9 protein-coding genes are annotated in these 15,573 nt (G+C 40.2%); 5 read left to right on the forward strand and 4 right to left on the reverse strand.

From position 1 onward, the window contains the following. Window positions 1-41 precede the first annotated feature (41 nt). On the reverse strand, window positions 42-3,020 hold the full coding sequence (locus FDK13_RS21495; RefSeq protein ID WP_137342077.1) for a glycosyltransferase family 117 protein: 2,979 nt from the start codon (window positions 3,018-3,020) through the stop codon (window positions 42-44). 342 nt (window positions 3,021-3,362) lie between these two features. Between FDK13_RS21495 and FDK13_RS21500 the strand changes: the two genes are divergently transcribed. From FDK13_RS21500 to FDK13_RS21515, 4 genes are all read left to right on the forward strand, one after another. Continuing rightward, a complete protein-coding gene (locus FDK13_RS21500; protein ID WP_137342078.1) occupies window positions 3,363-4,235 on the forward strand; it encodes a tetratricopeptide repeat protein in 873 nt (290 codons plus the stop codon). Window positions 4,236-4,250: 15 nt separating this feature from the next. Then, window positions 4,251-5,120 carry a helix-turn-helix domain-containing protein gene (locus FDK13_RS21505; protein WP_137342079.1) on the forward strand — a complete coding sequence of 290 codons (870 nt, stop codon included), beginning with the start codon at window positions 4,251-4,253 and terminating at the stop codon, window positions 5,118-5,120. A 91-nt stretch (window positions 5,121-5,211) separates the two neighbouring features. Next, window positions 5,212-5,862 (forward strand): HD domain-containing protein, encoded by a 651-nt coding sequence (locus tag FDK13_RS21510; RefSeq protein WP_137342080.1) that lies wholly within the window; start codon window positions 5,212-5,214, stop codon window positions 5,860-5,862. A gap of 230 nt (window positions 5,863-6,092) precedes the next feature. Then, a complete protein-coding gene (locus FDK13_RS21515) occupies window positions 6,093-11,144 on the forward strand; it encodes an ExeM/NucH family extracellular endonuclease (RefSeq protein WP_170982871.1) in 5,052 nt (1,683 codons plus the stop codon). An 80-nt stretch (window positions 11,145-11,224) separates the two neighbouring features. On the opposite strand, the gene FDK13_RS21520 is transcribed toward FDK13_RS21515, so the two are convergent. Then, window positions 11,225-12,109: an RpnC/YadD family protein gene (locus FDK13_RS21520; RefSeq protein WP_137342081.1), complete on the reverse strand. Its 885-nt coding sequence runs from the start codon at window positions 12,107-12,109 to the stop codon at window positions 11,225-11,227. Window positions 12,110-12,251: 142 nt separating this feature from the next. Here FDK13_RS21520 and FDK13_RS21525 point away from each other — a divergent pair, with 142 nt between their 5' ends. Further along, window positions 12,252-13,268 carry a zinc-binding alcohol dehydrogenase family protein gene (locus FDK13_RS21525; protein WP_137342082.1) on the forward strand — a complete coding sequence of 339 codons (1,017 nt, stop codon included), beginning with the start codon at window positions 12,252-12,254 and terminating at the stop codon, window positions 13,266-13,268. 86 nt (window positions 13,269-13,354) lie between these two features. Here FDK13_RS21525 and FDK13_RS21530 read toward each other — a convergent pair whose 3' ends face one another. Together FDK13_RS21530 and FDK13_RS21535 are read right to left on the reverse strand one after the other, a co-directional pair. Then, window positions 13,355-13,993, reverse strand: coding sequence for a helix-turn-helix domain-containing protein (locus FDK13_RS21530; protein ID WP_229216149.1), 639 nt, complete (start codon window positions 13,991-13,993; stop codon window positions 13,355-13,357). Between the two features lie 275 nt (window positions 13,994-14,268). Further along, a complete protein-coding gene (locus tag FDK13_RS21535; RefSeq protein ID WP_137342083.1) occupies window positions 14,269-15,570 on the reverse strand; it encodes a PepSY-associated TM helix domain-containing protein in 1,302 nt (433 codons plus the stop codon). Between the last annotated feature and the right edge of the window lie 3 nt (window positions 15,571-15,573).

Raw genomic sequence — 15,573 nt, forward strand, 5'->3', positions numbered from 1 at the left:
TTGTTTAGGTACGGGCAGTTTTCACAGAGGGGATTTACATTTTACTCTTCTTCTTTACTATATAAATTAAAGGCTAACAGATGCTTTCTAAAAAGGGTATCGTATTCCACTGCCGCCGCTTCCTGTTTCGCCTCCCTGCATTCATGCACGATCGTTTGTAAAATATAGAGATCGGTATTGATATCGCGGCTTTTCGAAACATCATTCTTTTTAGCAAATTCAAGATTTTCATTTGCCCGCAGAGCCATGGTTTTAGCCGTATCCAAAGCCTTTTTATTTTCTCCCAATTCAAAAAGTAAACCGATATAGTTTGAAGAAATCTGGTCATAAGGAATACTTTTATCCGGCATCACGGCGAGTGCCTTATTGATCACTTTCCTTGCCTCTTCTTTTCGGTTTTCTGCAATCAACTGATTCGTCAGACGTAAAAATGCAATTCGCGCGGTTGCAACGGGAGAACCCAGATAAGTCGGATCATAATAGGTATTTTCATTGTCCAGTTCGCGCCAAAACATCTTGTTCATCATGTTGTTATACATCACATCCGAGTTCACATACCCATCGGCGGCACCCGGAATACGCACGGGAAGCAATCTGTACGTGTAACCTTCAAGTTGCATATATTCCTTCAAACCAAGATTATTGGAATTGCCCATGGTACTTGAAAAGTAAACCGGCCTTTTCCAGTTGTTGCTGGCAATGATGTCAAGCATAACCAGGTCGCTCTTGTACAAATCTTTTTCACCGATTTTCCAGCTCATGGAATCACTCAGCATCGGCAAAAGATCTTTTTTGATAATGTTCATTTTCGCAACTTCTTTCGTATTTACCGGTAGAAAAAGTATCGAAGAAGGTAAGATCGAGGCCATATCACCACTGGTCAGCGGCACCTGAATGGCCCGGTTTTGCTGTTGGATGAGTTGCAAATATTCTTTCAGATTAATACCGGATTTCACACCCGGAATTTCATAAAAAGGCAGGTAATCATTTTTTCCGAATGCATAACTGTTGGTGTCCAGAGAAAGCGGTAAAGCTTCCGACTTATTCATTTTCCTTTTCAGCTGCCTGATATACCAGTCAATGCCAAGAAATGTCTGCACACAAACCCGCACATCTGTTCTAAAACCTTCCACTTCCTGAACATACCAGAGCGGAAAAGTATCATTATCACCACCTGTAAATAAAATTGCATTTGGCGCACAGGAATTCAGCAGATTTTTGGCAAAATCAACCGAATGATAGCGGTTACTGCGGTTGTGATTATCCCACCCCTGCACAACCATAATCGCGGGAATTACAAAACCGAAAGCACTTGCCAGAACAGCTGTTTTTGAAGTATCCCCAACCCATTTCCGCAAACCATCCGCAAGCGCAATAACGCCAAGCCCTATCCACATACAGAAAATATAAAACGAACCCACATAAATATAGTCACGTTCGCGAGGCTCAACTGGCGGTGAATTAAGATAAATAACAAGTGCAACACCGGTCAGGATAAACAACAGACCTAGTACCAATAAGTCCTTTTTCCTTTTGAAATAAAGAGCAACCACGCCAGCAAATCCTAAAAGAAGCGGAAGCATTAAAAAATTGTTATGCCCCTTATTCTGCGCTATGGAGGAAGGATAGGTTTTGGAAATATCCCAGGGCAGCAGGGTCCCCGCGCCTTCTTCATCACTTTCGCGGCCAGCAAAATTCCAGAGAAAATACCGCCAGTACATATGCCCCAGCTGATGTGAGAACAGGAATGAAATATTTTGTACCATCGTTGGTTTTTGCCCTTCTGCCAGTCCGGTCATTTGCTGATAAAGCTGTGGATGACCGGGCTGCGTGCTGTACATGCGGGGAAAAAGCATGCTGCTTCCCGGCTCATAATCATAGTCATAGCGATGACCCTGGATTACATATTTTCCATCTTTTTTGGAATAAACCGTTGATTCAGGTTTCTGGTTAATCGGTTTTGAAGTAAAAGAAGGCCCATACAAAAGCGGACGACTTCCATATTGTTCTCTTTTTAAGTACGATACAAAACTCAAAACATCGCTTGGATCATTTTCATTTATCGGCGGATTATATTCCGAACGCACAAGGACAGTGAGATAAGATGCATAACCCATTAAAACAAAAGCAAATGAAAGCAAGCAAGTATTCAATAGAATTTTTTCTTGTCGATGAGAATAGCGGATTGCCCAAACCAGAGAACCCAGAAATAATATAACGAAGGCTATAACACCGGATTTATAAGGCAGCCCGAAGGTATTGACAAAAAATATTTCAAATTTCCCTGCCAATCCGGGAAGTCCGGGAATGATGCCGGAGTTGATAATTGCCAACACGACAAGTCCTCCCGCAAAAGCAATAAGTCCGCCAAAAACTGTGGGCTTGGGGTATTTTTTGAAATAATAGACCAGCGCCAGTGCCGGAATTGTAACAAGATTTAATAAATGTACACCAATTGAAATTCCGGTTAAGTAAGCAATAAATATCAGCCAACGGTTTTCCTCGGCAGGATCTTCTATCCTTTCCCATTTAAAAACCGCCCAGATTACAATCGCTGTAAAAAAAGATGACATGGCATAAACTTCCGCTTCAACCGCCGAAAACCAGAATGAATCTGACCAGGCATAAGCAAGGGCACCAACAATTCCAGAACCTGCCAAGAGAATGATCTCTCCGGTTGTTAGATCTTCGTTCTTTTTTCCAAGTAATTTCCCTGCCAACAGCGTGATTGTCCAGAACAGAAAAAGAATGGTAAAAGCGCTGCATAACACCGAAAGCATGTTCACCCAGAACGCAACTTTGGTAACATCACCCAGCGCTAACATAGAAAAAATTCTACCAATTAGTAGAAAAAACGGAGCTCCTGGCGGATGCGGAACCTGCAATTTAAAAGCACAGGCAATAAACTCGCCGCAGTCCCAAAAGCTGGCGGTCTGCTCCATCGTCAGCGCGTAAGTCAGAAAGGCAATGGCGAAGACAATCCAGCCCGTCAGGTTATTAATCCGGTTAAAAGTTTTCATTTTGATCAGTGATGTTTAGACACAGCTTTATCGACGTAAAGTGCTTATAGCAAATCACTTATTATCAACACCCTGGTGTTATATAGAATATTTGAATGGGTCAAAACTAGGAAAATCAATACTTTTCCCAGTACCGATTCTTCTTAAAAAAAGTTAACGAATGCATGCCTCGATGGCTCTTTAACTTTCTTTAACAACATCCGTGAGATATCAGAACAATGCGAGGCAATTGAGTCAGCGGTTAAACTGATTTTTACATTTAATCGTTGTTTTCTTAGCCTTGATTTACGGCTCAAAGATTTTTATAAGTAATTTTAAGCCGATTATTAATCATTTAGTTTTATGCTGGAATTATTGGTTGTGCTTTCCCTGATTGGCTACATATATTATTTGCGGAATTACGCTGATTTGAGAAGCAAATCGGAGAGAGAAGCTGCTGGTTTGCAGGAAGGAATAAATCTTTATAACGAATCACAAACTGAAAAAGCTTTTGAATACTTTGACCAGAAAATAAAAGCAAAACCCAAATCCAGTGTAGCCTATCTTTACCGGGCCCTATGTTATAAAAAATCGGGGAATGTTGCTGCTGCAAAAAACGATTTGATTACAGGCCTGAGTTACGACGGAACGTTGTCGTCCCTTCATTTGGAAAAAGGTAAAATTGAATTTGAAAGTCAATTACTCAGAGATGCGCTTGAATCATTTGACAAAGCGGTTTTATATGATGGGGATGAACACGAAGCCACTTATCACTGGCGTGGTTTGGCCAATCAGGCACTGGGACGGGATGTGGAAGCACAAAAAGATTTTTGGAAAGAAAGTGATATTTTGAAGCAAAAATTGACGACCAAACCCGTCGTAACAAAACCGAAAGATCCATTTATTGATAAGCGGCTGGCTATAAATTCAGTCCTGATTATTGCTACCAGTATTCTGGTAATAGTCATTATTAAAAAATCGGAAGGTATTCATTTACCTTTTTTACTTGCTGTTTTTTCAGCCATATCAATTGGTATTGTTGAACCGGTAAAAGGCTGGATCCTGGCTATTTTCCAATGTATTTTATTGGTTGCAGGTTACTTTCTCTTCACTGATCTACCCCAAAATGCCGGTCGTCAGGAAGTTGAAAGTTTCAGTTTATATGGAAGTTGTGTGTTAACTTTTGCTGGAAGTTTTATCGGAGCATTTTTGAAAAGAGCATTTATTGCTGGTTAATAATTGAAAATTACAATGGAACAGTCCAACACGATTTCTTTACCTGTAACGGTTGAAAAAGATATAAAAGATTCATTTTCAGTCAATTTACTGAACAATCAAACGCTGGACTCACCTATTTCAATTCGTTTAAAATACAACCGCATTTTTCTAATTAAAGACGGCAGCGGTATACTTTATATTGACGGAGCTGCCTATCCCGTTTCGGGCAGTGAAATATTTTTGCTGGCAAAAGAGCAGATTTTTTCCTTTTCCAAACATAGTACTCTTTCGGGCTATGAACTTTGTTTTGGCGACTGCTTTTGGGAAAAAACACCGGCGAGTGTCAATAATTGCAAAGCAGTTCTGTTCAATAATACAGCTGACAATCAGCACATTCCTGTCCCATTCTCCGGATATCAAAATATGGATATGTTGTTTAATACTTTATTTTTGGAACATGAAAGTGAAGATTATATCAATAAGACCGATGCTATGGCGGCTTATCTGAAAGTAATCATGATTAAAACGGCCAATCTTAACGCTTCATTAACAAAGGCGTATGACAATTTTGAAAAACAGATTTACCGGCAGTTTCTGGGATTGGTGCAAAAGCAGTTTCACACCACACATGACGTTTCTGATTTCGCTTCTCAACTGAATATTTCAACACGAAAACTTTCAGGAATATGTAAGCGGAATAGCAATAAAGGCCCCAAAGATATTATAAGTCTGCAAGTTATAACCGAAGCCAAACGGGCCTTACAGTTCAGTACCAAGCCGGTTAAGGAAATTGCTTTCGAACTAAACTTTAATTCTCCGGAACAATTCAGCCATTTTTTCAAAAAATATACTAATTTTTCTCCCCACTTATATCGCCTCGATTTTGTAAAAATTGGCATGTGATCGACCGGATTTGACATTCCCTGCTGCTGACGGCTTAACTAATTTTGCATATGAAATTCATTTCATATAAAATAGTTAAATCATTAATAATATGTCAGTTAACAAATTAAAATCCGTAGCCGGAATTCAAATTCCCGATAGTGCGATATCAAGCCAGGCAACAGAACTTTTACTAGAACACGGTACCGAATTCATTTACAATCATTCCCTTCGTGTTTTTCTTTTTGCATCTTTGAATGGAAAAAGAAATGGATTGTGGTACGACGCTGAATTGTTGTACGTAAGTTCCATTTTCCATGATCTCGGTCTGACTTCTCATTACAGCAGTCCGGACAAACGTTTCGAAGTCGACGGAGCTAACGCGGCAAGAGATTTTTTGAAAAGTCATGGTTTGCCAAAAGAATCGATACAACTTGTTTGGGACACGATTGCTTTGCATACAACGATTGGCATTGCTGAACATAAAGAACCGGAAGTTGCCCTGATGTATTCCGGCGTTGGGCTGGATGTAATGGGAGAAGGTTATGAGAACCTGAGTAATTCCAATCGTGAGGAAATCATATCGGCATTTCCACGTAACGATTTCAAAAAGAATATTATTCCAACTTTCTTTTCAGGTTTTGAACATAAAACGGAGACAACGTTTGGCAACATAAAAGCCGATGTTTGCGCGTATATGATTCCAAATTTTCACCGGAAAAACTTCTGCGACTGCATTCTTCACTCGCCATGGAGTGAGTAAAAAACAATTAAATTTTGTCCTGCCGGAAAAATCCAGTGGGACTTTTTTTTTGCATTCGCCCTGAATGTGTTATCCAATCATTTCCTTGACGAACAAATCGTAACATAATCTTCATGGCAAAATTTGGCCGATATCAGAGGAATAGACAGAATTTTGATCCGTCTTCTTTTAATTGACATACCCTGCTCCTCTGAAATCCTGCATTATTAATCCAACTAATTAAAACAAAAATGAAGAGAATTTTTACTGAAGAAAAAGCGGTTTGCGCACGCCGGTTGAAAAAGGCAACCCAACTTGCTTTTTTAATCTGCCTTTTTTCAATCGCCTTTTTTAAGGAGCTGAAGGCACAAGCCGTTACACAAACCGGGTTTACGTCGGTTATTACTCCACAGTATATGTCAAGCGGCACTGCGACCCGCCTGCCGGTTATGTTCAGGGCCACAGTAACCGGTTTGACTGCTAGCACAGTTTACAGATATTTTACCGGAGGCGCAATAACCACTGATTTTGGCGGAACAAATCCGGGAGCAGGGAACCCGCTTATGATCAGCACAAACGGCACCACTTATACTTACACATCAGGTGCAAGCACGACCACAGCAGGGAATTATGAAACTTTTACAACAGACGGCAGCGGAAATTACACGGGTTGGTTTGGATTTGTAAATACCGGAAATGCTCGTTTTACTGCTGGAAATGATGTTTATCCTGTTATTGTAATCGCGAGTTCAACGGGAACCATATTATTCCGCAATGTCCTGGATACTTCCATTAAAGTTTTGGGATATAGTGCCGCCCCGGCTGCCAATAACGGATCATTTCTAAAAGAAACTTCCTCTGCAACGGCTAAAAATCTGGTTGCCATTTATGACAACATTGCCGGAACAGGCAGACCTTTATTTCTTTCACCTGTTGAAGCAACCGGCGCAACAATTGCAAGTGTGATAACCGGCTATTCAGCTGCGGCCGGAAGCTGGAATGCAATTATTCCAAACATCCTTCCTAACGGAGTAAGGAGAATTGAGCAAAGAAGTGTCAACACGGGAAATATTGTTGGTTGTGCAACAGATGATGACGGAGTTTGGGCAACTGGCTCTGTTAATACCGTAAATCCTGCTTCCGGAACTACGGCGATTACAATTTCAAATACAGATGCGCCTTTAACCTCCTGTGGGCCAACGTTACCAACAGTTACTTTATCGGTAAATCCGACATCTGCCTCTGAGGCTGGCCAAACGGTGGTTACAGTTACTGCTACTTCTTCTGTTCCGTTAAGTGCGGATCAAACGGTTTCACTTTCGGTAACAGGAACGGGTATTACATCTTCAGATTACACTTTAAGCTCATCAACGATAACTATTTTAAGCGGACAAACTTCTGGTACTGCAACCTTTACAATCATTGATGATTCAGAGGACGAAGGTGCGGAAACTGCTATTTTAACAATCAGCAATCCTTCGTCCGGCCTAACACTGGGTTCTCCTGTTTCCCAAAATATAATAATTACTGACAACGACGGAGCACCGAATGTCAATGCACCTATACTATTGGCTGATAATGAAACTATCATTGATGCCGAAAAAACTACGTCCTATTTAAACATTCCTGATAACAGCCCTCCGGCTTTGCCAACAGCTTTTGTCAGTGGCGTTATCAATGATCCGACTGATCCGGCAGCAACACTTGGTCTTGAATTTAATATCAGTGATGTTGAAACGGCGGCGAATTCACTTGTTGTAACGGTTTCAAGCAGTAATACAATTGTGGTAACCAATGCTAATCTGGTTGTTACGGGAACTGGTAATAGCCGAAATATTAAAATTATTCCTGTTGGTGTTGGTTACAGTGATATTACAATTACGGTTTCGGATGGTTCTTTAACTGATTCATACACCATTAAATATGCAGCATCAGCCGCATCCGGAACGCCTTCAACCACCAGATTCCTTACACAGGTAAGCGACGCTTCCACTGCACAAGCTGTTGACGATAATTACGTTTTGGTCGCAGATGACGAAAATCAGGTTTTAAGACTTTACAACAGAACAAATTCCGGCTTACCGGGTAATGGTTTTGATTATACTTCTTCATTGGGCCTTACCGATTTATCAGGAGGACTACCTCGTGAAGTTGATATTGAAGCTTCTGTAAAAATTGATAATCGCATATTCTGGCTGGGATCGCATGGAAATTCCTCAGAAGGAAAAAACAGACCTAATCGCAGCAGACTTTTTGCGACGGATCTTACCGGAGCAGGCGCATCGGCAACGCTAAGTTATGTAGGAAGATATGATGGATTGAAAACAGATTTATTAGCCTGGGACACTTCAAACGGAAATGTACTGGGTTTAACTGCAAGCGCAGCAACAGGAAAAATACCGGAAGATCCCGCCCTTGATGGTTTTAATATTGAAGGATTAACTGTCGCTCCTGACGGAACAACCGGATACATTGCTTTCCGCGGGCCAATAGAGCCGGTATCGAGCCGCAATAGTGCTTTAATTATTCCATGGACTAACATGACGACACTGGTTAGTGGCAATCCAACGGCCGGTCCGGCTACTTTCGGCACTCCTATTCAGTTAGATCTTGGAGGACGCGGGATTCGTGAAATTAAGAAAAACACTTCCGGAGAATATCTTATCATAGCAGGACCAACTGATGGGGCAACAGGTGTGGCACCAAAGGATTTCAGGTTATATACCTGGACGGGAATTGCTATCGATGCGCCAGTGTTGCGCTCTGCAAATCTTACTGCATTAAACACAAATGGCAGTTTTGAATCTATTGTTGATCTGCCTGCCAATTTAACAAGTACCAGCCAGATTCAGCTTTTGGTGGATAATGGTGATGCTGTTTTTTATGGCGATGCAACAGCTGCAAAAGATTTGTCACAAAATAACTTCAAGAAATTCCGTAGTGAAATTGTCACCCTCGGCACTACGCCTCTGGTTGCTACTTTAATTCACAACATTCAGGGAAGTGGAAGCTCGGCAGCCTTAACAGGAGTGCAAACTATTGAAGGAATTGTCACCCGCACATTTTTGGGTACAAATGGTCTTAGCGGATTTTATGTTCAGGAAGAAGATTCCGACGCTGACGCAGATCCTGTAACATCCGAAGGGATTTTCGTGTATAATTTAGCTGCCGATCCAACTGGACTTGTTACACCTGCCGAAGGCGACAAAGTCAATATCACAGGAACGGTTACCGACTTTGTAAGTACAACCAGTGGTATTACAACGAGTTTGACTGAATTGAAAACGTTAACCAGTTTTACAAAAATCGGAACAGCTGCTTTGCCAAATGTTACTTCGGTAAAACTACCAGTAGCAAATGTTGCGGATCTGGAACGTTATGAAGGTATGTTGGTCAATTTAAGCGCGACAACAGGGAACCTGGCGGTAACAGAATATTTTCAATTGGGCCGTTACGGACAAGTTGTGCTTTCTGCCGATGGTGCCAGTAACCTTGCCGGAACAGATGCCAGACTAGATCAGTTTACACAGTTCAGCGCTCCTGATGTTTCCGGATATTCTGCTTATTTAGCTGAAATTGCAAAACGCAAGATTATTCTTGATGACGGAAGCGGAAGACAAAATCCTGATCCCATTATTTTTGGCCGTGGAGGAAATCCGTTAAGTGCCACAAATACATTGAGAGGCGGAGATGAAGTAAATAATGTTACAGGTATTTTGGATGAACGTCTGGAAGGATACAGAATCCAGACTGCGTCGGGTGTTAATTTTACAGCTGTGAATGTTCGTCCGGTTACTCCTCCATCGGTTGGAAGTTCAGCTACTTTGAAAGTGGGAAGCGCCAATGTGCTTAATTATTTTACATCACTTGATCTTAATGCAAGCGGAACTGATTTCCGTGGTGCCAATACCGCAGAGGAATTCACCAGACAAAGAACCAAAGTAATTAAAGCAATCACGGGTTCAGGTGCAGATGTAATGGGTTTAATGGAATTGCAAAATAACGGATCCACACCAACAACGGCTTTGGCGGACCTGGTAGACGGATTGAATGCGGAAGTTGGCAGCAATGTTTATACTTATGTTAATCCAGGATCAATTGCTACGGATGCCATTACGGTTGGAATCATATATAAAACTGCCAAAGTTGTCCCCGTCGGTGCTCCGGCTACACTTTCTACAAGTGCAGCATTTAATCTTGTTGGTCGTAACCCGTTGGCACAAACTTTCAAACAAATTTCAAATGACGAGTCATTCACTGTTGTTGTGAATCACTTCAAATCCAAAGGATCCAGTGCTGGTGCAGCCGGAGATACTGATACCGGTGACGGACAAGGAAGCTCAAACGGAACACGTACGCGACAGGCTGAAGATTTAATTTCGTGGCTTGCAACAAAACCTACCGGAACTACGGACACAGATTACCTGATTTTGGGAGATTTGAACGCGTATGCGAAAGAAGATCCGATTACAAGATTGGCAACGGCGGGTTATAATAATTTGCTTCCGGTAACTTCTTATTCCTATGTTTTCGACGGACAGGTTGGCTCACTGGACCATGCGCTCGCAACAGGTTCCTTAGCTTCACAAGTTACCGGTGCTGAAAAATGGCATATCAATGCAGACGAGCCAAGTGTGCTCGATTACAATACAGAATTCAAAACTACCGGCCAGATTTCCAGTCTTTACGGCGCAGATCAATTCCGTGCTTCCGATCATGACCCGATTTTGATCGGGTTAAATCTGGCAAAACCATTGCCTGTTAACTATATATCTTTCATTGGACAATCGATTGATAAAGTGGTTGTACTGAAATGGGAAACGGCGAATGAAAAGGATAATGATGGATTTGATGTATTGAAAAGTACAACCGGAAATACTTTTGAAAAAATTGGTTATGTGTCTGGAAATGCCACAACGTCGGCAAAATCTTCTTACCAATTTGCCGACTCAGATGTAAAAACAGGTCAGATTTATTATTATCGTTTGGAACAACGTGACCTGGACGGAACTACTGACTTGTCAAGGATTATTGGTGTATCTGTAAAAGGATTAACACAAGCAGCTTTTGTTTACCCGAATCCGAATAATGGAGTTTTCTCAGTAACGGCTTCAAATACTGAAAATACTTCGGTTAGACTGTTCAACAATTTCGGTGCCGAAATTAAGGTGAATACACAAAAAACCGAAAGCCAGGAAACATTGATTATTCAACCTTTTTCAACATTAACATCGGGTGTGTATTTCCTTCAATTGGAAACCGGTGATAATGAAAAGAAATCACTTAAAGTGGTTGTAAAATAAGGATGCGCAGTTACCAGAAAAGCCGGCTGAATCATAGTAAAATGATTCAACCGGCTTTTCTGTATTAAAAATCTTACTATTTATATATTCAGACTCTTCATTACCTTTAAAACAAAACTTTCCGAAACCTCAGCAAAACCAGATACTTCCCGAATTGTAAAACGTTTTGTAAGAAGTAGGTTTCTAACAACGCTAACTTGATATTTCTCTTCACCTTCTTTCTTAGCTCTTTCAAGCACCATTTCTCTTATGCCCATATTTCGTTTATTTTCAGTTAATTCCTCAATAACCTTATCAAATTTAAGACTATAATCCGAATCTGCAAATCTTACGTATTGATGTAAAAAAATTAATAAATCATCTATTTTCTTCTTTTCAATTTTCCTTTTCAACAAATTCCTTGCCAATAAGTATTTTAAATTGAAAAGACTTTCATCATCCGGTTTATTCCTTTTTAAAGCCAGGAGAATTGTTAAAATTACGATTGCAAAGGGATTATCATTTTCAATGAGTACCTCTTCATTTTGGTCAATTATTTTATAAGTATTAAAAGAAAAGGTATTTCTGGTTCCAAGAAATTCATACTCAAAAACCGAAGGATGATACTTTTTATTTCTGTCTGTGAAAATGGCAATAGCTGTAACCGGTTTGCCATACTTATCCAGAATACGATAAAAATAAGTAAACATCCTTTTTGCAAATTCCTTATCATTATATCCCTGAACTTCAATATGAACCAGAATCCATTCTTCCTTCCCACCTTTCGTGAATACTTTTACCAGTTTATCTACAAATTTCGGTGCATCAATTTCTTCTGACGGAAATAGCTGTTCCAGTTCTTTATCCAAAAATTCAAACCCCTTTTCAATATTCAGTAATTTATCAGCATCCTGAAAAAAGAATCGCAAAAAATCGGGAAACAAATTTTCAAGAATTCCTTTCCAAAGTGTATCGTCTCTGTTCATTTCTCTTTTGAAATCGAATAAGTGTGTGCGCAGACTCTTAAACGTGAAAATCTTTGAAAAGTAATTGTTTGAATGTAACTATCTTTAATTTTGACCTTCAAAACTTTTTTATTTTTCTTAACTGAATTTCGAATCCAAATAAATGAAAACTCTTGTTTGTACAACACCAGGCGAATTTTCTTACCAGGAATCAGAAAAACCGACGCAATCTCCGGGACATACAATTATCAAAATTAAAAGAATAGGCATTTGCGGGACAGACCTTCACGCTTTTGAAGGAACGCAGCCTTTTTTCAGTTATCCCAGAATCCTGGGCCATGAACTGGCTGGCGAAGTAGTGGATAATGACAATTCTTCCGAATTCGGAGTTGGTGAAGCCGTTACCTTCGTTCCCTATTTCAACTGCGGAAAATGTATAGCCTGCCGCGCCGGGAAACCCAATTGCTGCACCAGTATTCAGGTTTCAGGTGTTCATATTGATGGCGGTATGTCTGAATATATATCGGTTCCCACCTACTCGCTCGTTCATGGCGATGGGTTAAGTTTTGACGAACTTGCTCTGGTTGAGCCGCTTGCCATAGGGGCACATGGCGTGAGACGAGCCGGTGTTAAATCCGGAGACTTTGTATTGGTTGTTGGTGCCGGGCCTATTGGTTTAGGAACAATGGAGTTTGCCAGAATTGCCGGAGCAAGGGTCATAGCTCTGGATGTAAATGATGCTCGTTTAGCATTTTGCACCGATAAAATTGGTGTAACTTTTACAATCAATGCGCTTACGGAAAACGTAACCGAAAGATTGAGTGAGATTACGAAGGGTGATATGCCCACGATAATTATTGATGCAACCGGCAATTTACGTGCAATCAACACTGCTTTTACTTATCTGGCGCACGGTGGAACTTACGTATTAATAGGTCTGCAAAAAGGAGAAATCAGTTTCAGCCATCCTGAATTTCATAAACGTGAAGCTACGTTAATGAGCAGCAGAAATGCCACACGCCAGGATTTTGAGCATGTGATTGATAGTATGAAAAACAGGCTTGTTGAACCTACAACTTATATCACACATCGTGTAAAATTTGGAGAAGTCGCAGATCAGTTTGAAAGCTGGCTCGATCCTAAAAATGGTGTAATTAAAGCCATGGTTTCTATTGACTAATTTTCGCTTTCAACAAATTTATGATCGATAAAATGGAGTAGTTTAACCGCTTAAATAGTTAAACGACTCCATTTTATCAATTTTTTTCACCGAATGATATCTCCTGTTTTCTTTCTAAAATCTTCTGGTGTATGTCCGGTTTGTTTTCCAAAAAAACGGGTAAAATAAGACGGCTCGGAAAATCCCAGTTCGTAGCTGATTTCTTTGATGGATTTGTCTAAACAGCTGATTTCCCTTTTTGCTTCCAGGATGAGGCGATCGTTAATGATCTGATTGATTGTCTTGCCAAAAGAATCTTTTGATAGTTCATTCAGTCTTTTCGCGCTAAGCGATAGCTCATCTGCATAAAAAGCCGCACTCCTTTGTTCTTTAAAATGATTTTCAACAGATTCCATTAACAAGCGCATACGGCCGTCCATATTAACATCTGTTTTGGCCTCCTTTTGAAATTCAATACAATGCAAAAACCAGCTTCGAAGATAGGATTCCAAAATAGCCGGACGTTTTTCTCCGTCTTGTTCAAGCTGAATCAAATCAATTAACTTATGAAAAAGGCCGACCTTCGAATCCGGAACAATGATTGAAAAATTAACTGTATAGTAAAATAACTTAAAAATATCACCTGCAATTAAACGCTCGAAAAAATCCTTCGATAAAGCAAAAAGATAGCCCACTTTGTCCTGCTTTTCAATATTATGGACCTGGTCGGGAAGAAGCAGAAACAACTGATTCCGGCTTATTGAATATTTTATAAAATCAATAAAATGTACCTGCCTGGGTTTGACGTCGGTAAACCAAAGAAATTCGTAAAAATCATGACGGTGAATGCCGTTAAAATAATATTCGTTACTTTCTTCAATTTCGTCATAGCAAAGAAGTCCCCTCCCATTTCATGCAGAGGAAAATCAGTATTTTTTACCTTTTTAGTCTCATTTACAAATTCGGACGACTTGTTAAAAGTATTTTTCATGGCATTAAATTCACTCAGCACTTTTCAAATTTAAATCGAAGAGGAATCAATTGTGTGTTTTTCGCTTACATCAGACTTTCTTACTACTCCCGGTTTGAATTTTGGTCTGGCAGCTGAAACAGTATTTTCTTGTTTTTCTGCAAGATTTTTGCTTTGGGATTTCTGTTCCTTTTTAGCATCTTTTCTGCCTTTTTTACCAAAACCTTTACGTCCCCACCAAACCAGAAAGCCCGTTACCGGCAAACTGGCACCAATCAGACTGGAAAGAAAGGCAAGCACTTTACCAGGAAATCCAAGAATACTTCCCACGTGAATATCATAATTCATTTTACGAAGTTTTGTTCCAAAAGGCGCGCCATCATAAGTAGCTCCATAAACTTCATCCTTAGGCAATTCTTTCAAAGTATGCTGATCAAAAGAATAGCTGCGGTTGTTATAAAACTGACCGCTGTTTGGATAAATGGTTACATATATCGAGGATTTCGCTTTTGAAGTATCCGGAAAGTTATAATAAAAACCCTCAGCTTCCGGATTTTCACTTATCACCTTTAGCCACGCTTTATCAATGGCCTGCTGCGGTGTGTATAATTTCCCTGCCATTAAGGAATCCGATAAAATCTCTCTTTCCCGGCCGGGAAGAGACTTTCCGCCGGAAGTTGCCCAGTATAAACTCTGGCTATACCACTTGATACCATAAACCATACCCGTCATCGCAATGGCCAGTAGAAATAAAAGCGAGTAAAATCCAAGCACATTGTGAAGGTCAAGATTGACTCTTTTGAAAGAAGCACCCCATTTTATTTTGAAACTTTTGTCAGTCGTGCTTTTAGTCCATTTTTTAGGGTACCACCAAACCAGTCCTGTTATTAAAAGTATTACAAAAACCAAAGTTCCGTAATTCACGATCGGACGGCCGATTTCAAAGGGCAGCCATAAGAAACGGTGACCATTTAGGACCCAGCGAAAAAAGTTTGTCTCACCCTTTTTATGAACTTCTTTTGTGATTATTTCTCCAGTATACGGATTCACTTTTAGCGTAATATTAGGTCCGCGACGTTCACCTAAACCTAAATTAATCGCCCTGCCTTGCTGGTAATTTGCATAGGAAACTTTGATATCGGGATAAGAAGCCTTCGCAATTTTCATTAGCTGGGAAGGCATTATAACCGCTTTATCCTTTCTTTCAATTTTAGTTTCCGGTTCCAGTAAACCTTCAATTTCTTCGTTAAAAACCCAGATACAACCTGTAATACAAACGATAAAAACGATAATTCCGGAAATAAGGCCGAGCCATAAGTGGAGCCAGTTATTGACTTTTTTAAATGTTGTCATAGT

This window comes from Dyadobacter frigoris, from assembly GCF_005280585.1.
Classification (GTDB): Bacteria; Bacteroidota; Bacteroidia; order Cytophagales; family Spirosomataceae; genus Dyadobacter; species Dyadobacter frigoris.